The sequence below is a fragment of the Methanobrevibacter sp. UBA188 genome, assembly GCF_905234905.1.
Lineage (GTDB): Archaea > Methanobacteriota > Methanobacteria > Methanobacteriales > Methanobacteriaceae > Methanocatella.
In genome coordinates this window covers 1-17,738 of the sequence record NZ_CAJOJM010000020.1, presented here as the reverse complement: position 1 = coordinate 17,738, position 17,738 = coordinate 1, and the positions used below count along the sequence as shown (strand labels likewise).

General features: G+C 33.5%; 17 protein-coding genes, 1 tRNA gene and 2 pseudogenes. 16 read left to right on the top strand and 4 right to left on the bottom strand.

Going from position 1 to position 17,738, the window contains the following annotated elements; translation table 11 throughout:
- On the bottom strand, positions 1 to 948 hold the full coding sequence (locus QZ143_RS05600) for a hypothetical protein (RefSeq protein ID WP_292882026.1): 948 nt from the start codon (positions 946 to 948) through the stop codon (positions 1 to 3).
- Positions 949 to 962: 14 nt separating this feature from the next.
- Complete coding sequence (locus QZ143_RS05595) at positions 963 to 1,361, bottom strand: C-GCAxxG-C-C family protein (RefSeq protein ID WP_292882023.1); 399 nt, start codon at positions 1,359 to 1,361, stop codon at positions 963 to 965.
- A 77-nt stretch (positions 1,362 to 1,438) separates the two neighbouring features.
- Here QZ143_RS05595 and cfbD point away from each other — a divergent pair, with 77 nt between their 5' ends.
- The 11 genes and pseudogenes from cfbD to QZ143_RS05540 all read left to right on the top strand — a co-directional run bounded on the left by cfbD (position 1,439) and on the right by QZ143_RS05540 (position 11,969).
- Complete coding sequence (gene cfbD, locus QZ143_RS05590; RefSeq protein ID WP_292882066.1) at positions 1,439 to 2,512, top strand: Ni-sirohydrochlorin a,c-diamide reductive cyclase catalytic subunit; 1,074 nt, start codon at positions 1,439 to 1,441, stop codon at positions 2,510 to 2,512.
- Positions 2,509 to 3,105 carry an imidazole glycerol phosphate synthase subunit HisH gene (gene hisH / locus QZ143_RS05585; protein ID WP_292882020.1) on the top strand — a complete coding sequence of 199 codons (597 nt, stop codon included), beginning with the start codon at positions 2,509 to 2,511 and terminating at the stop codon, positions 3,103 to 3,105. Before cfbD ends, hisH begins: the two co-directional genes overlap by 4 nt.
- A 2-nt stretch (positions 3,106 to 3,107) precedes the next feature.
- Positions 3,108 to 4,472, top strand: a complete 1,365-nt coding sequence (locus QZ143_RS05580; protein WP_292882017.1) for an AIR synthase-related protein — start codon at positions 3,108 to 3,110, stop codon at positions 4,470 to 4,472.
- A 72-nt stretch (positions 4,473 to 4,544) separates the two neighbouring features.
- Positions 4,545 to 4,982 (top strand): hypothetical protein, encoded by a 438-nt coding sequence (locus tag QZ143_RS05575; RefSeq protein ID WP_292882014.1) that lies wholly within the window; start codon positions 4,545 to 4,547, stop codon positions 4,980 to 4,982.
- Positions 4,983 to 5,031: 49 nt separating this feature from the next.
- Positions 5,032 to 5,105 (top strand) — tRNA-Arg (locus QZ143_RS05570).
- 21 nt (positions 5,106 to 5,126) lie between these two features.
- A complete protein-coding gene (gene truD, locus QZ143_RS05565; RefSeq protein ID WP_292882011.1) occupies positions 5,127 to 6,389 on the top strand; it encodes a tRNA pseudouridine(13) synthase TruD in 1,263 nt (420 codons plus the stop codon).
- An 8-nt stretch (positions 6,390 to 6,397) separates the two neighbouring features.
- Complete coding sequence (locus tag QZ143_RS05560) at positions 6,398 to 6,976, top strand: zinc-ribbon domain-containing protein (protein ID WP_292882009.1); 579 nt, start codon at positions 6,398 to 6,400, stop codon at positions 6,974 to 6,976.
- A gap of 17 nt (positions 6,977 to 6,993) precedes the next feature.
- Positions 6,994 to 7,383 (top strand): DUF126 domain-containing protein, encoded by a 390-nt coding sequence (locus tag QZ143_RS05555; protein ID WP_292607947.1) that lies wholly within the window; start codon positions 6,994 to 6,996, stop codon positions 7,381 to 7,383.
- 7 nt (positions 7,384 to 7,390) lie between these two features.
- Positions 7,391 to 8,599: an amidohydrolase family protein gene (locus tag QZ143_RS05550; RefSeq protein ID WP_292882007.1), complete on the top strand. Its 1,209-nt coding sequence runs from the start codon at positions 7,391 to 7,393 to the stop codon at positions 8,597 to 8,599.
- Positions 8,596 to 9,387 (top strand): nitroreductase family protein, encoded by a 792-nt coding sequence (locus tag QZ143_RS05545; protein WP_292882000.1) that lies wholly within the window; start codon positions 8,596 to 8,598, stop codon positions 9,385 to 9,387. The genes QZ143_RS05550 and QZ143_RS05545 overlap by 4 nt, the downstream gene beginning before the upstream one ends.
- A 96-nt stretch (positions 9,388 to 9,483) precedes the next feature.
- Positions 9,484 to 11,969 (top strand): annotated as a pseudogene (locus tag QZ143_RS05540) (heavy metal translocating P-type ATPase).
- 5 nt (positions 11,970 to 11,974) lie between these two features.
- Here QZ143_RS05540 and QZ143_RS05535 read toward each other — a convergent pair.
- Together QZ143_RS05535 and purB are read right to left on the bottom strand one after the other, a co-directional pair.
- Positions 11,975 to 12,823, bottom strand: coding sequence for a hypothetical protein (locus QZ143_RS05535; protein ID WP_292881997.1), 849 nt, complete (start codon positions 12,821 to 12,823; stop codon positions 11,975 to 11,977).
- 8 nt (positions 12,824 to 12,831) lie between these two features.
- Positions 12,832 to 14,181 carry an adenylosuccinate lyase gene (gene purB, locus QZ143_RS05530; protein ID WP_292606018.1) on the bottom strand — a complete coding sequence of 450 codons (1,350 nt, stop codon included), beginning with the start codon at positions 14,179 to 14,181 and terminating at the stop codon, positions 12,832 to 12,834.
- Positions 14,182 to 14,326: 145 nt separating this feature from the next.
- Between purB and QZ143_RS05525 the strand changes: the two genes are divergently transcribed.
- The 5 genes and pseudogenes from QZ143_RS05525 to QZ143_RS05505 form a co-directional block, all read left to right on the top strand.
- The gene (locus tag QZ143_RS05525) at positions 14,327 to 14,527 is read left to right on the top strand and encodes a helix-turn-helix transcriptional regulator (protein WP_292881994.1); all 201 of its coding nucleotides are present in this window, start codon (positions 14,327 to 14,329) and stop codon (positions 14,525 to 14,527) included.
- Positions 14,528 to 14,763: 236 nt separating this feature from the next.
- Positions 14,764 to 15,519: a type II CAAX endopeptidase family protein gene (locus QZ143_RS05520; protein ID WP_292881990.1), complete on the top strand. Its 756-nt coding sequence runs from the start codon at positions 14,764 to 14,766 to the stop codon at positions 15,517 to 15,519.
- 37 nt (positions 15,520 to 15,556) lie between these two features.
- Positions 15,557 to 15,958 (top strand): hypothetical protein, encoded by a 402-nt coding sequence (locus QZ143_RS05515; RefSeq protein WP_292606024.1) that lies wholly within the window; start codon positions 15,557 to 15,559, stop codon positions 15,956 to 15,958.
- 87 nt (positions 15,959 to 16,045) lie between these two features.
- On the top strand, positions 16,046 to 17,542 hold the full coding sequence (gene trpE / locus QZ143_RS05510; RefSeq protein WP_292881986.1) for an anthranilate synthase component I: 1,497 nt from the start codon (positions 16,046 to 16,048) through the stop codon (positions 17,540 to 17,542).
- Positions 17,539 to 17,738 (top strand): annotated as a pseudogene (locus QZ143_RS05505) (aminodeoxychorismate/anthranilate synthase component II); the annotation flags it as partial. The gene trpE and the pseudogene QZ143_RS05505, both read left to right, overlap by 4 nt.

Here is a 17,738-nt window from a genome sequence, read left to right as displayed (position 1 = left end):
TCATTCAACGGCAAAATCCGGTTTGTTTTTCTTTTGATGTGAATACCAGATGGCATTTTCAATTAGAAATTCTCTTGCCAAATGTATAATCAGTTCCTCATCTTCTTCTTTTCTTTCCATGACTTCATATTCAACGGTGTTATACAGCCAGTGCATTCTTAAATGCTCATCGATTTTACTGGATAGGGACATCTTCCCATAGTAATTTGCTAAAAATATTGTGATTGCAGATGAAGTTCCGACCCCAATTTTCAATGCTGCACGAATCCAATTTGCAGTCACAGGATCAAATGGGGATGAGTGCATCATCCAAACTTCAAAACCCAGTGTAATTGCATAAAAGAAAATTGTTGCAATTAGTGAAATTTTTTCATAACGGTCATTTCTTTTCTTTTGAGCTAATGCCCTTTTGTGTGCTTCATCATGGTATTTCATTTGGTCTCTAATCCAACAATTTATGATGGGTTCTTTTTTATTTGTCTCTGTAGGTATTTCTGAAAGGACATTTTTTACCAATGGGATTCGAATTTTAGTAAGCCATGGTAAAATATTTTTTACATTTTCCTTTATTCCTGCTTTTGAAATGAAATATTGGACACGAAGTGATTCTGCAAGAACCCGATATTCAAGGTATTTGTCGTGGACATTTTCATTGTTGGCTTTTCGATAAATTAAATATAGTATTATAATTAACAGCAGAACTGCGAAAATAAGGAGGTGAAGTTCTGCTTCATCATAAAGAAGAAATAAGAATACAATAAGAGGTGCAATAATGGAGATATTGCGAACCTTGTTGTAATGTTTTTGGGCATATTTTATGCTTAAGACATCTGCGGCTCCAAACAGTCTGTCTATTTCAATCAGTGTAGGGTCGCTGATTTTATCTTCAATATGGGTAGGGTTTTCACATGTTTTCCTTTCTTCGTCAAATTCCGTTTTGAAAATCATATAAATCTATTTTTTTAATCGTCCAATAAATCAGCCACTTTATTTGCGATAAAAACACAGCAGTCAACGCAAGGGGACTTGTCTTCTCCGTTTTTGCTTATGATGTCACAGCGAACTGTCCCATATTCCTCTTTAAATGCATTGAATATTTCTTTTGCATTGGCTTTAATTTCTGATGGGTCATCATTAAGTATTCCATTTGCAATTAAGGCACCGGTAACTGCACCGCAGGTTCCTTCATCAAATGTTCCACCCATTCCTCCTGCAAATCCGCAGGCTAATTTTGTCATTTCTTGAGGTGTAATGTCTGCTTCGGCAGTTTCACAAAGCCCTATTAAGGTTGATTCTGAGCAGCTTTTAAAAGTTCTGTACTCTCTGATTTTTTCCTCTAAAATTTCTTTGTCAAGTTTCATACTACAATCTCCCTAATTAATTATATTAACTAAGAATTTAAAATATTTACTTATTAATTTGATAGGTGATAAAAATTATACATCCGAGACCAAGTCCAATTGCAGCCACTCTTTATACCTTAAGAGATATGAACGTTGATGTTATAGTTATGCATGGACCTACCGGGTGCTGTTTTAGGACAGCAAGACTTTTAGAAAGTGATGGGGTTCGTGTAGTAACTACTGGAATGTCTGAAAATGATTTTATTTTAGGTGCCGGTGAAAAGTTAGTTGAAACATTGACAGAAGCTTATGATTTGTTTAAACCGAAATTGATGGGAATTGCCGGAACATGTGCCAGTATGATTATTGGTGAAGATTTAAAAGATGCAATCGCCAATGCGGATTTGCCATGTACTGTAATACCTGTTGAATCTCACGGAGGATCCGGTGAGGGTGACAATACTGTTGGAGCAATTATGGTATTGGATGCAGCTGTCGAATGTGGCGTAATTCCAAGAGAAGAAGCTGACAGACAAATAGAAATGCTTGAAAAGGCAACAGAAGTTGAAAAAACTCGTGGAATGGCTAAAGGAAAATACATTAAGCCTAACTTTGGAGATTCAAAGGAATCAGTTGCAAAAACTGTGGTTAATGCTTTAAAGGATGGCAAAAAAGTAGCATTTGTTCTCAATGTTAAAAAAGAAACATCATACCTGTTTGCAGATATTGTAAATTTTGACTATATGCAGATTAATCCTGATAATAAGCCTATTTTTGTAGCTAATCTGGATGAGAATATTGGTTTGCCTAGAATCAGACAGCATGCTGTAAATATTAAAAATCAATTGGATATTGAACCTGATTTTATCACTGGTGGTCTTGATGAATATCCGATTACTGCTGATGCGGCATCAGAATATCTTAAAGACAAGGATTTGGATTTAATTGTAGTGTTTGGTGTTCCTCACGCATTTCCAATTGAAGATTTTGATGTTGAATCCGTTGCAGTAACAGATGGGCCACGTTTGGTTGAACCTCTTAGGGAATTAGGCTATACTCATGTTGTAGCCGAATTGGATGCACATTCAAAAACATTAGGCACTGATGAAATTGTCTTTTCAGACTTTGGTGGAATGATTAGATCAGCTATTGGGTGGTTGGACGAATGATTACGATAATAGATTATAAAAGCGGAAACTTAAAGAGCATTTCCAATGGATTTAAAAAAATTGGTGTAGAATATCAAATCACTGATGATAAGGATGTTATTGCAGATAGCGATTATTTGGTTTTACCTGGAGTCGGAGCATTTGGAAGCGCTATGGAAAATTTGGAATCATTTAAAGATGTAATATACGAGCATGTTGATGCAAATAAACCATTTTTAGGAATATGTCTCGGCCAACAGGTATTGATGAGTACAAGTGAAGAAACTCCAGGCATTAATGGCCTGGACTTATTTAAAGGAATTGTGGAAAAATTACCTGAAGGCGTAAAAATACCTCATATGGGCTGGAACAAACTTGACGTGTGTAATGATTCACCTATTTTGGAAGGTATAGATAAAGAATTCTTTTATTTTGTTCATTCTTATCATGTTGTTCCTGATGATGAAGATATCATTGCGGGAACCTGTGATTATGGTGGAGATGTTGTTGCATCTTTAAGCCAAAATAATTTATTTTCAACACAATTCCATCCAGAAAAAAGCGGTAAAGCAGGACTTAAAATTTTAAAGAATTTCACTAACTTGGAGATATAACTATGGATATTGAAGGATTTGTAAGAGCTAGAATTGATGATTATTCATATGATGATTTGGCTGATATTCTGGCGGTACGCATAAGAGAATATAAAAACATTTCAGAAGAAAATTCTCATGAAATGGCAAAAGCAGTAATCGATGAAGTTTCAACTACTTTGAAATTAGACGAAAGCAATGATGAATTTTTAAAGGAAATAGCAAATGTCAATAAGGCTGATGTGCTCATGGGCGAAATGGGAGTAGGTTCCCGTGGAGCCGGCGACTTTTTCGTTCACAGAAAAATCGCAGAAATCGTAGCCTCAACAAATACAGCATCACTTGTCAATCCATCAGAACAGGATGATGGAGGTGTTGTTAAAGCTCAAGCAAAAAATGATGAAGTTTATATTACAACAGCTGTTGACGGAATACACTCAAGATTAAGTGAATATCCGTTTTTAGGCGGTTTTCATGTAACTCGTGCAACACTTAGGGATGTCTGTGTAATGGGGGCAGATCCGGTAGCTATATTAAGTGATGTTCACCTTGCAGATGATGGGGACGTTGCAAAGATATTTGACTTTACAGCAGGTGTTGCAGCGGTTTCCGAACTTGTTGATGTTCCAATTGTAGCAGGAAGTACCTTGCGTGTTGGCGGAGATATGGTGTTAGGTGATAGGTTTGTTTCCGCTGTTGGAAGTGTGGGTGTTTCAAATTATCCTCCTACTGCAAGAAAAGGAGCGACTGAAGGAGATATTATTCTTTTAACTGAAGGTTCTGGCGGTGGAACAATAACCACTACTGCATTATATAACGGATTTTTCGATGTCGTATGGGATACAATGAACGTTAACTTTGTTCAGGCATCACATGCTTTATTTGAAGCAGACCTTGTAAAGGACATTCATGCAATGACAGACGTAACAAATGGTGGCCTTAGAGGAGATGCCCATGAGATATCCAATACAACCGGTGTCGGATTGGAATTCTACGAAAAGGAAATCAGACAGATGGTGGCTCCAAATGTATTGAATATGCTTGAAACATTAAACATTGATCCGTTAGGTGTTTCAACAGACTCACTGATGCTGATTGCACCTCCTGAAATTGTCGGCGATATTAAAAAAGCAGTTGCAAAATATGATGTGGCAATTTCTGAAATTGGTGAAGTAAACAACTCTGGTGAACCAATTTTAATTAAAGAAGATTCAACTGAAGAAAAATTGGTTCCTTTATTTAGAGAAGCCGCCTATACAAAAATTAAAAAGTTAGTCGGTGAAACAACTCCTGAAGACTTTGAAGAAATGAAGCAAAAGGTTCAGAAGGCTTCTGATGCAGCTATTGCTAAAAAGGATAAAGTCATAAAACACATTCGTGAAAATTAAATGTGGATTTGTGCAAAAGCACATTTTCACACTTCAACTTTTTTTATTAATCCTGAAATCTAATTCTCATACATGTTAGATGATAAAGGAAATTTGTTCATTATAGATGCAGTATTAATAGTCGGTTTGCTTTTATTTGCTTTTATAGTTTTCAATCAAGCTATATTTATGCCAGATTCCTATTATTCAAGTGAAATAAAGGATTCTAAAAATGCTCAAGACGTCATGGAAAGTTTAAGTGGAAAAATTAATTTTACTGATAAGACATTTTTAGGTGATATTTCTGCAATTTTAAAAGATGGTAAAAATTCAAAAGAGTCTATCAATAAAGTTTGTGAACTTTCTAAAGATAAATTATCGAGTTTTAATCTTAAGAATTATCGATTTAGTGAAACAAATATGTTGGATGATAAGGTATTGGCAAGTTCTGGTGAATATTCCGATGCAGATAATGTATCTGTAGCTATAAGAACATATGGGGATTATTCTTATACATTGTCGGTATGGTAATTATTAAATACTATAAGAATTATATAATTAATTGTTATCTTATTTTGTTGCCCTGGTGGTGTAGTTTGGATAACACATGGGACTGCGGATCCCATTCCCCGGGTTCAAATCCCGGCCAGGGCATTATTATTTTCCGTGATTAATATGTTAAATGCTAATACTTATGTAACAGCTCAAAAAGGTATTGGTGGAACTATTAGAAACCAATATGAAGATTTTTATGTTGAAGAAATTCCCGAAATAATTCCCGAAGGAGAAGGTCCTAACGTTTATGTTTGGATTGAAAAATTAGGGAGAACTACTTTGGATGTTGTTTTGGATATTGCTCGTGATTTACATATTTCAAGAAAAAGAATGGGCTTTGCAGGAATGAAAGACAAAAAAGCCATAACCCGACAATGGATTTGTATTGCAAATATGGATTCTGAAGAGCAACTTAATCAAGTTAAGGCCCTTGACGGCGAAATTTATAAAACTGATTTTTTAAAAATTGTTCGAGGTAGAAAAAAACTTAGAATGGGTCAACTTAAGGGAAATAAGTTTCGAATTCTTATTAAAGATTTGGACGATATAGAAAGAAGTGCGGATACTGCTAATGAAGTTTTAAAACAATTGGAAGTAACCGGTGTTCCCAATTATTTTGGATGGCAGAGATTTGGAAAGCCACGAACAATAACTCATCTTGTTGGTGAAGCATTAGTTGAAAATGACCTTGAAAAAGCTGTTGGAAGGTACATTGGAAATCCTCAGGATGATGAATCTGAAGAAAATCAATTGGCAAGACAGGCATTTGATGACGGTAATTTAGAGGAGTCCCTTAATTTAATGGGTAAGGGAATGCGTTATGAAAAGATGATGATTAAGGAATTGATTAAAGATTCCAAAAAAGGTGAATTGACTGACAAATCATATATGAATGCATTACACGCTCTTCCTAAACCTCTTCAGAGAATGTTTGTACATGCTTATCAATCTTATTTATTCAATGAAGCTGTAAGCAATAGGGTAGAAATGGGAATAAACAGTTATGTCGAAGGAGATATTGTAATTGACAATGAAGAACATATTGTTCGTGATAAAACTCCTGAAGAATTCCAAGAATTAATTGAAACTTTCCAAGCTAGCCCAACTTGTCCTTTATATGGTACAAAAGTTCCATTTGCTGGTGGAAAAGTCGGTGAAATGGAAGAAAATATCTTAAAAAATTACAACATTACAAAAGAAGACTTTGAAGTTCCAAAAATGCCTCGTTTAGGCAGTCATGGATTAAGGCGCGCTATGCGTTTTCAAGTATGGGATGCATCTGCAGTTCCAACTGATGATGGTGTTTTATGTGAATTTTCAATCAATAAAGGGTCTTATGCAACTGCAGTTTTAAGAGAGGTAATGAAAAAAGATGTTGTTTAGGTGATAACATGGTAATTTGTCCTGAATGCGGAAAAGATGTAAAAGATGCAAAGTTTTGTTCTAATTGCGGAGCTTTACTTCAACAGAAAGAAGAAAAACAAACTGTTGAAATTGAAGATGTTGGTCAAAAGGAAGACGTCAATGTCGATGTAAATGCTTCTGAAGAAAAAGAAAGTGCTGAAGTAATTCCACCCGAAACAAAACAGGAATCTAAAAAATATAAATTTTGTAGAAATTGTGGTTATGAATTAACTGGCGATTATAAGTTCTGTCCTGAATGCGGGTATGATTTGTCCGGAAGAGTAACTGCTAATCGAAGTTCTGTTCCGTCCGCCAATTCCGGTGAAAAGAGTTTGGTATTGGCAGTTATTTTAAGTGTAATTTTCCCAGGCCTTGGTCAGATTTATTTGGGTCTTAACCAGAAAGGTATTCTATTCATAGTGGGTTATATCATATCTGCAGTTTTAATTTTCTTGTTAATTGGATTTTTATTAGTTCTTGTGGTATGGATTTGGGCATTAGTCGATGTAGTACAATCAACTAATGCAATCAATAACGGTGAATATGTTGAAGATAAGTTATTTTAAATAATGTATGTGATTTTATGATTGAATGTAGAAATATTGCAAAAGGAAAGGCAAAAGGTGAATTAATTGTTTCCACAGAACCTATTAGTTTTTTAGGTGGTGTAAATCCTGAAAATGGTGAAATTATTGATCCCACTCACGAACTAAAAGGAGAAATAATTAAAGATAAAGTTTTATTCATCCCTGGAGGTAAAGGATCTACTGTTGGGTCATATGTTATTTTCCAAATGATGAAGAACAATACTGCTCCAAAAGCAATAATTTGCCTAAATGCCGAACCGATTATAGCTACTGGTGCTATTATGTCTGATATCCCAATGGTGGATTCACCGGCTGAAACTAAAGATTTGACAAATGGAACTTTAGTCGAAGTTGATGGGGATAGTGGAACTATAGAAATATTGTAGTGATAATATGAAAACTCTAATTGAAAATGTAAACATTATAAATCCTTCAGATGAAATTGAAACCAGTCAAAACATTTTAATTGAAGATAATGTCATTAAGGAAATATCCTCAGGTAATATTAATGCAGATGCTAATGTAATTGACGGTGAAGACAATTATCTGCTTCCGGGTTTTATTGATTGTCATACCCATATTTTTGCAAAAGGATTTCACAAAGAAGAAAATATGGCTAATCCATTAGGACTACATTTCTATAATGCAGTTCCTCATGCACTACAAACAATCAATGCAGGTGTTACAACAATTAGAGATTGTGGATCAGCTGATTTAAGTTTCAAATTAGCTCAACAACGTAAATTATTTACTGCACCGAAAATACAGTTGTCTATAAGTCCTTTGGTAATGACTGGGGGACATTTTGATTTATTTTTGCCTTCAGGATGGGATATGGAGATAATTTATCCTGGATTTCCTAAAGGCAGGTGTGATGGTGTAGAGGAAGTTTTAAAAAAGACCCGTGAAATGAAAAGGGCAGGTGCAGACTTTATTAAAGTCATGGCCAGTGGTGGAGTTCTAACTACAAATTCCTCTCCTGAATTTGCCCAATTCAATAAGAAGGAATTAAAAACAATTGTCAAAGAAGCCTCAGCAAATGATATGAAAGTATCGGCTCATTGTCATAGTTTAAAGGGGATGAATAACTGTATTGATGCAGGATTTTCATCAATTGAGCATGGAACATTCATTGATAAAAAGACAGCTTGTAAAATGGTAAAAAATAATGTCAGTTTAGTTCCAACATTGCTGGTTCATCAATTCTTATATGAAAACGGTTTTCCGGCATGGGATAATTATGCCGGTGAAAAAGTAGCCAAACTAAAGGAGATTGTCAAAGTTCACAAAGAGAATATATCCATTGCATATGAAGAGGGTGTAAATATTTTAATGGGAACAGACAGTGGCGTTATTCCTCATGGTCATAATTTGGAGGAATTAACTCATTTGGTTGAAATTGGAATGTCTGAATCACAAGCCATTGCTGCAGGAACTGTTAAGGCAGCTGAATTTTTGAATAAAGATAATTTGGGTCTTGTAAAAGAAAATTATATTGCTGATTTGATTTTAGTCAATTCGAATCCGTTAGATGATGTTTCTATTTTGAGTGATAATGATAATATTTTGAATGTTTTCCAGGACGGGGTTTTAGTAAAATGAAATTGTTGATTGATGAAAACGAATGCATTGCTTGCGGTCAATGCAAATCAGTATGTATTAGGGACAATATTGAAATAGGTGAAGTAGCTTACGAAACAGGAAGCAACTGTTTTGAATGCGGACATTGCATGGCAATATGTCCCACTTGTGCCATAACCCTCAAGATATTTAAGGGTCGTGAAGGCAGAATTGAAGATTATAACTCAAAGGAAATTCCATTAAATTATGATGAATTATTGGCATTTTTAAAACAGAGACGATCTATTCGTTGGTTTAAAAAGAAAAAAATTGATAAAGATACTTTTAATAAACTGATTGAAGGTGCATATTATTCTCCATCAGCACAAAATGAGCAGGATGTTGAATTTGTGGTTTTGGACAAAAAACTGAATGATTTCATGAAACATGTTTATGACATCATTAAGGTTCAAGAAGATGAATTTTTCAGAGTAAAGGAATTTGGAGATTATATAAGAGACAATTCAACAAAAGAATATCATCCTTTACTGTGGCAGGGCCATCAGTTAATTTTAACATTTTCAACTGATAAGACAAGTGCTGTTATAGCCAATACTCGTTTGGAATTGCTTGCATATTCCTTAGGACTTGGCGGATTTTATTCCCTGTTTATTCTTAAGGCTGATGAAATCGACCATGGTAGATTGATGGAATTTTTCCCATCCATTGATAAAAATAAGCATATGTACTCAGCATTCATTATTGGTTATCCTAAGAAGCGATTCAAAAGAACAATTCCTCACAAGGACATTAACATCAAGTATATGTGATGTATTTATTACTTTTTTTATTTTTTTGTTTACCTAAACTTTTATAATGATTAAAAACCATATATTGTTTCATATAATGGGAACGGTTGTGATGTTATGGTAAAGCATAAACATATGGATTTACCAATTGAGGGAATGCATTGTGCTTCCTGTGTTTTAAGTGTAAATAAAACTTTTGGAAAGATTGAAGGTGTAGAAGAAGTTGATGCTGATTTGGCTTCAAATAAGCTACACATTACAGTTGATACTAAAAAAATTTCATATGAAGAAATGGAGCGTTTAGTCAAAAACCTGGGTTTTGATCTGCATTGTGATGAAATGACCATAAGAATTCAGGGAATGCATTGCGCTTCATGTACTATGAATGTTGAGAATTTTTTAATCCGTCTGGATGGCATTTTTGATGTAAAGGCGGACTTGACCTCTCAATCTGCACGAATTAGATATGACTCATCAAAAGTAACCTTGGATGAGATAGAAGAGGTTATAGTTTCATTGGGTTTTGAACTTTTGGGTGTTGAAGGCCAAACTGAAATAGATGAGGAAGCTATCTATCAACAGGATTTAAAGGAAAAACGCAATAGGATTATTGTCGGTTTGATTTTTTCAGCAATATTGATGATTTTAATGTTCAGCGGTTGGGACCCGTTAATGGGTCTTACCCACAGCATTCACCAGGCAACCGGAATCAACATCTCTTCGATGGGACTGCTTTCATTAATTGTAAGTATTGCTCCTTTTTTATATGTTTCTTTACCTATTCTAAAAGCTGGAATCAATGGATTGAGGCATAAAAACTTAAACATGGACGTAATGTATTCAATGGGTATTTTAGTGGCTTATGTGTCAAGTATCTTTGGAACATTTGGCATTGTTTTGGATCATACCTTCATGTTCTATGATTCTGCCGTAATGCTTCCTTCATTCTTAATGATTGGAAGATATCTTGAGGCAAGAGCTAAAAAACATACTTCTGATTCTATTCGTGAATTAATAGGTCTTCAACCGACAGTTGCAACTGCTATTGAAATTGATGAAAATGGGGAAGTTGTATCTCAAAAGGAAGTTTCAATTTCAGATATAGTTTTGGATGATTTGTTGCTTGTAAAACCTGGTGAAAAAATACCTGTGGATGGGGAAGTTATTGGTGGAGAATCTTATGTTGATGAATCTATGATTAATGGTGAACCGATTCCTAAAGTTAAAAAAGATGGTGAGGAAGTCTTTGCAGGAACCATTAATCAGGATGGAATATTGCATATTAGGGCTAAAAAAATTGGAAAAGACACTGTTTTATCTAATATCATCCGTTTGGTAGAAAAAGCACAATCTTCAAGACCTCCAGTTCAGAAATTTGCAAATACCATTGTTTCTTACTTCATTCCAGTTATCCTATCAATAGCTATCATTGTTTTCTTAATATGGTATTTTGTATTAGGCGCTTCATTGCTGTTTTCACTAACCTGTCTAATTTCTATTTTGGTTGTTGCATGTCCTTGTGCATTGGGATTGGCTACTCCGACAGCAGTTACCGTTGGTGTTGGAAGGGCTGCCGAGTTTGGTATACTGATTAAAAACGGAGATACCTTGGAAAATGCAGGTCAAATTGATGTGGCTGCATTTGATAAGACAGGAACAATAACTGAAGGAAAACCTNNNNTATTATCGCTTATGGTATGGGTGATGAGGAATTAATTAGGCTTGCGGCCAGTATTGAGCAAAATTCAAATCATCCAATAGCAAAAGCCATTGTAACCAAAGCCAAGGAATTAAACTTAGACCTTGATCAGACTTCTGAATTTGAAAATGTAACGGGCAAAGGTCTTAAAGCTGATATAAACTCTAGCGAAGTTCTTGCAGGAAATCTTGCTTTAATGGAATCTTTTGATGTTAGTGTGTCTGATGAAGCGGTTGGGAAGTATCATGAACTTGAAAAGCTAAGCAAAACCATCATATTTCTGGCTCAGGATAAGAACGTAAAAGGTATTTTAAGTCTGTCCGATAAGATTAAAGCCAATTCTAAAAGGACTATTGATGAATTGCATAAGATGGATGTTGAAACTTATATGTTGACAGGTGATAATGAGTCTACAGCGCTTAATGTTGCTCGTGAAGTTGGAATTGATAATGTCAAAGCGGGAATCCTTCCTGAAAATAAACTGGACATTGTAAAGGAAACTCAAGCGAATAATACTAAAAAGGTCTTATTTGTTGGGGACGGTATTAATGATGCTCCTGCATTAACTCAGGCAGATATTGGTGTGGCTATGGGTAATGGAACCGATATAGCTATGGAAAGTGGGGACATTGTTATTATGGAAGGAGATTTGGAAAATGTTGTTGCTGCTGTGCAATTTTCCAAAAAAGTCATGAGAAGAATCAAAGAAAACATTTTCTGGGCATTTGCGTATAATACTATTTTAATCCCAATAGCTGCAGGCATTTTATATCCTACTTTTGGAATAACATTTGAACCTGCTTTGGCAGGTTTGGCAATGGCATTGAGTTCTGTTACAGTAATATCTCTTTCATTGATGCTTAAGAGATACGTCCCTGAAATAAAAAGAGAAAGTAAAAATTAATTGATTCATAAATCAATTAATTCTATTTTTAATTTTCCAATTTTTGGAGCTAGAAGGTTGTATGCTGCTGCGGTGAGTGCTGCAGCAATGAATCCGTAGACTACTCCTCCACATACATTAGTAATTAATGTCATCACGTTTGCACCACTAATCACCATTATGATTCCAAAAATTAAGCTTAATACTCCTCCAATTATTGTAAATGCAATTGCAAAGTTTAAAATGTCAATGGAATCTATAGCAGTCATTTCATTTTCTTTAGACAATTTTAAAGTAATGGCTCTACCTTTTGATGCAATTAGATTATAAATATATGCTCCAATTAAAACAAACACGAATGTTATGATGAAGGAACCAAAAATTAACATTATGATTGTTATTGGCTGGCTTAAAATTAATAAAAATTGATATAAACTGTAAGCCATTAATTGTTGGCCTCCAAACATTAATGTTTGGATTGTTGCATTAATAATCAATGGGAGTATTAGTACTGAAACCAAATAAATCAATAACACCTGAATTAATGTAATTGTAGCAATAATTGTTGCAGTTTCGGTAGTGGATACTTTAACAAGTGAGTCATTATCAAATGCAACATTGATGTTTCTAAATTTTTTTGAGAGGAAATTAAAGAATAATCCGTCTGAAAAATATTGATAAATTCCACAAATAAATGACCCAACAATGATTGTTGGAATGACATATATTGAAATTGCAAAATTTTCAGGTGAAATTATTCCAATTCCTATTGTAATAAGTATAGACATTAATATGGCAATCAATACGCTAATTCCAGTTCCGATAATTGTGAATGAATTCAAATCAATAGACTTTAATTCTTTTACACTGGCCATTATTACACCTAAAACCATTCTTTGGATTTTTCAAGTAATTCATCGATGATAATTGGCACAGAACCGATATAGGTATGTGGATCCATTATTTTTTCAACATCATCTTCATTTAAGTATTTTTGAACATCTTCATCTTCTAGGATTAATTCACCAAGCAATAATTTTTCCTTATTGGCTTTAATTGCATTTTTCCTTACAATTCCATATGCAGTTTGTTTTCCCATTCCTGCACGGGTAAGTTCAGCCATTAATCTTTCTGCCATAATTAAACCGTTGGTTAAATTCAAATTCCTTTCTATATTTTCATCGTAGAATACTAAATTGTTCATTAACTTAATTGTCAGATTTAAAATGTAATCGGTTAAAATGCAACTTTCCGGAAACATTATTCTTTCACAGGAAGAGTTTGTCAAGTCTCTTTCATGCCAAAGAGGATTGTTGTCTAAAGCAGCATTTACATAAGATTTAATGATTCTTGCAACTCCACAAATCCTTTCAGCAGTAATTGGATTCATTTTATGTGGCATGGTACTGCTTCCAACTTGTTTTTCAGGGTCGAAGTATTCGCCAACTTCCATGAGTTCGGTTCTTTGTAAACTTCTGATTTCTAGTCCAATTTTATCTAAAGTACTTGCAATGTTGGCTAAGACGCTGATGAATTCAACATGGTTGTCCCTTTGAACAACTTGGTTTGTAATTGTAGCTGCAGGTAATCCTAATATTTCTGCAACGCTTTTGTGAATTTCCCAACCTTGTTCGCCTAAAGCGGCAGTTGTTCCAACTGCTCCGTCCATCATTCCAATACAGACATTGGCTTCAGCGTTTTCAAGTCTTACATATTGTCTGTGAAGTTCGTCTGCCCAAATTCCAAATTTCATTCCGTAAGTGGTTGGAAGGGCATGTTGACCATGAGTACGTCCAATACATACTTTCATTTTATTTTCTTCAGCTAATTTGAGCATTATTTTTGTTAATCTTTCTAATTTTTCTTTCAATACTTCAATGGAGTCGTGGATAAGTAATGAATTTGAACTGTCTACAATGTCATTGGATGTAGCTCCGAAATGAACATACTCTCCAGCGCCATTTTCACAAACTTCAGTAATTGATTTTGATAATGCTGCAATATCGTGGTTGGTTTCAGCTTCAATTTCTTTCATTCTTTCTAATTTCACAAAATTGGTATTTGCTTTTGCAGCAATTTCATCTGCAACTTCCTGAGGGATAATTCCAAGTTTTCCTTCAGCCTGTGCCAATGCGGATTCAACATCTAACATTTTTTGCAGTTTATTTTCTTCTTCCCAAATTTTTTTCATTTCGGGAGTTCCATATCTAAATTCAATAGGATGTATTGCCATAATTTATCATCTCTAAACATTATCGTTATAATTATAGTTTGTTGATTGATGTTATTATATGTTGTTCAATACAACAACACATTTATATAGGTATTATAAAAGAAATAGTAACACCATTTATATTTAAATATAAATAGGTGATTATATGGAAACTAGAATAAGACAGTTTCGCCAGAAATTGGGAATAACACAGCAAGAACTTGCTGATTCCGTTGGTGTTACTCGTCAAACAGTAAATGCTTTAGAAAACGCTCGTTATAACCCTTCCTTATTATTAGCCTATAATATTACTAAAACGTTGGGAAAAGAACATATAGAAGATGTTTTCATCTTTGAAAAAGATTAAATTGTCTGCAGATATATTTTCAAATACTTGTAAGTATTATGTTTGTAATTACTTAGCGAATGAGGAATTGATAATGGCTTGTGGAAAATTAAAATTTCCGTAAACATTAGCAATGCGTATCTAAATTTATTTAATATATTTTAAAAATCTTGTATATTTGTATTATAATTTTTGTAAATTTATTAAAAATTAAAATTATTGGATTTTATCCATTTTTTATTTTTTTTTAAGATATTATGTCATCATTTAATGAAAAAATTAAAAGAATTTCACTTGTTGAATTGTTGGTGCTTTTCATTGTACTGTGTATATTGATGGTAGGTTTTAATTTTCTTAATATTAAATTCAACTCAACATTTCTGTATTTGATTGTTCTTGCCTATTTCATATTTAAGTTAAGAAATTCCTTTAATGAATTAAAAATTGAGTTTTTAAATGTATTTTCTAAGGTTTCTTTTAAAACAGTTGGATCTGTTGTATTGCTGAATATTTTCTTTTCTTATGGGATGCTGTATTTTTCAAATTTCATTCTTCAAGTTGTTGATTCAAACAGTATTTTCGGTTCTTTTATGAGTTTGAACATTGAATTGTTTGGGATTGTAGGATTTTTATCGGTGGTTTTGCTTTCTCCGGTAGTTGAAGAATTGATTTTTAGAGGTATTTTCTTAAATAAATTGAAGATAATTGTCCCGACTACCTTTGCAATTTTAATATCTTCTCTGCTTTTTGCATCTCTTCATGGTTTTGGAAGCATATTCTCGGCTTTTATATTTGCAGTCTGCATGGCATTACTTTATTTGAAGAGTGAAAATATTTTCGTTCCGATTTTTGCTCATTTTTTAAATAATTTAATTGGTGAAAGCATTTATCATTTGGATTCTTCTCAAATCTTATTTAATAATGATTTGGTTGTTGGAACAATGTCTGTTTTGGCAATTATCTCTTTTGTTTTAATTTTAAAATTCATCTATTCCAATTGGAATAATATTTAAATAATTTAAAAATAAAGAATATCTTAAAGGTGTTTTCATGGATTTAAGAAAAATTGGTGTTTTTCTAATTTTTATTGGGATTCTGATAACTATTGCATTTTTGGATAATGAAAAGATTTTTGTTCCCGCTTTAACAATTACCGTTTTAGGATTTTTTGTTACAGTCGTTGGTTATGTATCTGAAATTAGAAAAAGAAAAATAATCAATGACAAGTTAGATGAAGATGTTGGAACTATTCTTCAGCCATTAATTACCAAATATTCAAATTTAAATAAACAATATCGCAGTGAATTTGAGGGTGAAGAGTATGTCCAAAAGAGGTTGCAGTTAAATAGGGATTTGGAAAAGGAAATTGCTGAAAAATTACCTTATTTGGAAAGCCGAGAAATAAAAAAAATTGTCCTTGAATTCAGTAAAGAACAGGATAAAATCAATTAAATTTTTTTACTAAAATTTTACAATGTACAAAAAGTTACAACAAGGTTTTAAATAGTACATTATATTAAATCTTATATTAGTGATAAAATGTTTTCCCCAAGTATAAAAGAAGTAAAAGAAATAGCAAAAAATGAGGAGTACAAACGCATACCAATATCATATGAATTGTTTTCAGATATTGCAACTCCTATAGAAGTTTTAAGAATTTTAAAAGGCATCAGCAATCATTGTTACATGCTGGAAAGTATAGAGGATGCGGAAAAATGGGGAAGATACAGTTTTTTAGGTTTTGATCCTCTTTTGGAATTCACATGTCAGGACGGTGTTGTTAAAATTAAGGGTGATGCAGATTTCAATGAATTCAATGATGATTTGGTTACAATTGAAACCGATAATCCAAGCGTCATAATTAAGGATTTAATTTTAAAAAATAAATCTCCGAAATTAGATTATCTTCCTCCGTTCACTGGTGGATTCGTTGGTTATTTTGCCTATGATTATATTAAATATTCAGAACCTTCACTTAATTTGGATGCTGAAAATCAGGACCAGTTCAAGGACATTGATTTAATGCTGTTTGATAAGGTGATTGCATTTGATAATTTCAGGCAAAAAATCATTATCATTTCAAATATCAAAACTGATGATTTGGAAAATAATTATAAAAGGGCATGCGACGAACTAAAAGATATTGCAAATCTTATAAAAAATGGTAAAAAAACTGAAATAGAATCCTTAAAATTAAAGTCAGAATTTAAACCAGTTTTTTCACGTGAAAAATACTGCGATATGGTTGAAAAGGCCAAGGATTATATTAAAGAGGGAGATATCTTTCAAGTCGTATTGTCAAACAGAATCGAAGCAGAAATTTCAGGAAGCTTGTTTGATACTTATAGAGTCTTGAGAACTACAAACCCTTCACCTTACATGTTCTACTTCTCAAGTAATGATGTTGAAATAGCTGGAGCATCACCAGAAACATTGGTGAAATTGAATGATAAAAATTTATATACCTTTCCACTTGCCGGCACAAGGCCTAGGGGCAAAACACCTGAAGAAGATTTAATGCTTGAAAAAGAACTTTTGGCTGATGAAAAGGAATTGGCGGAACATAATATGCTGGTTGATTTGGGACGCAATGATATTGGAAAAATATCAGAGATAGGTTCAGTAACTGTTGACAAATATCTCTCAATTGAAAGGTTTTCTCATGTTATGCACATTGGATCTACTGTTAGCGGAACATTAAGAAGCGATTTGGATTCTCTTGTGGCTATAGATTCAATTCTGCCGGCAGGGAAATTATCCGGTGCTCCAAAGATAAGAGCCTGTGAAATAATTAATGAACTTGAAAATAATAAAAGAGGAATTTATGGAGGAGCTATTGGTTATTTGGATTTAAGCGGTAATATTGACACTTGCATTTCCATAAGAATCGCTTTTGCACGAAATAATAAGGTATTTATTAGGTCAGGTGCAGGCATTGTGGCAGATAGTGTGCCTGATACAGAATTTGATGAATGCTTGAACAAAGCCGCTGCAGTCATTAATGCTTTAAAAATTGCTGATGGAGGTTTAGAATGATTCTTTTAATTGATAATTATGACAGTTTTTCCTATAATCTCTTCCAATTGATTGGTGAAGTCAATTCTGATATTTTGGTTTATAGAAATGATAAGATAACTCTTGAAGAAATCTCCAAACTAAATCCTGAGTGCATTATCCTGTCTCCAGGACCGGGTAAGCCAGAAAATGCAGGAATCTGTGTGGATTTGGTAAA

What these genes read in the sequence shown, in the direction of transcription:
- truD (WP_292882011.1), top strand. Translation starts at nt 5,127, where the DNA reads ATGTTAAATGCTAATACTTATGTAACAGCTCAAAAAGGTATTGGTGGA.
- QZ143_RS05595 (WP_292882023.1), bottom strand. Translation starts at nt 1,361, where the DNA reads ATGAAACTTGACAAAGAAATTTTAGAGGAAAAAATCAGAGAGTACAGA.
- QZ143_RS05525 (WP_292881994.1), top strand. Translation starts at nt 14,327, where the DNA reads ATGGAAACTAGAATAAGACAGTTTCGCCAGAAATTGGGAATAACACAG.
- QZ143_RS05580 (WP_292882017.1), top strand. Translation starts at nt 3,108, where the DNA reads ATGGATATTGAAGGATTTGTAAGAGCTAGAATTGATGATTATTCATAT.
- purB (WP_292606018.1), bottom strand. Translation starts at nt 14,181, where the DNA reads ATGGCAATACATCCTATTGAATTTAGATATGGAACTCCCGAAATGAAA.
- QZ143_RS05555 (WP_292607947.1), top strand. Translation starts at nt 6,994, where the DNA reads ATGATTGAATGTAGAAATATTGCAAAAGGAAAGGCAAAAGGTGAATTA.
- QZ143_RS05550 (WP_292882007.1), top strand. Translation starts at nt 7,391, where the DNA reads ATGAAAACTCTAATTGAAAATGTAAACATTATAAATCCTTCAGATGAA.
- QZ143_RS05560 (WP_292882009.1), top strand. Translation starts at nt 6,398, where the DNA reads ATGGTAATTTGTCCTGAATGCGGAAAAGATGTAAAAGATGCAAAGTTT.
- trpE (WP_292881986.1), top strand. Translation starts at nt 16,046, where the DNA reads ATGTTTTCCCCAAGTATAAAAGAAGTAAAAGAAATAGCAAAAAATGAG.
- QZ143_RS05520 (WP_292881990.1), top strand. Translation starts at nt 14,764, where the DNA reads ATGTCATCATTTAATGAAAAAATTAAAAGAATTTCACTTGTTGAATTG.
- QZ143_RS05600 (WP_292882026.1), bottom strand. Translation starts at nt 948, where the DNA reads ATGATTTTCAAAACGGAATTTGACGAAGAAAGGAAAACATGTGAAAAC.
- QZ143_RS05515 (WP_292606024.1), top strand. Translation starts at nt 15,557, where the DNA reads ATGGATTTAAGAAAAATTGGTGTTTTTCTAATTTTTATTGGGATTCTG.
- QZ143_RS05545 (WP_292882000.1), top strand. Translation starts at nt 8,596, where the DNA reads ATGAAATTGTTGATTGATGAAAACGAATGCATTGCTTGCGGTCAATGC.
- hisH (WP_292882020.1), top strand. Translation starts at nt 2,509, where the DNA reads ATGATTACGATAATAGATTATAAAAGCGGAAACTTAAAGAGCATTTCC.
- QZ143_RS05575 (WP_292882014.1), top strand. Translation starts at nt 4,545, where the DNA reads ATGTTAGATGATAAAGGAAATTTGTTCATTATAGATGCAGTATTAATA.
- QZ143_RS05535 (WP_292881997.1), bottom strand. Translation starts at nt 12,823, where the DNA reads ATGGCCAGTGTAAAAGAATTAAAGTCTATTGATTTGAATTCATTCACA.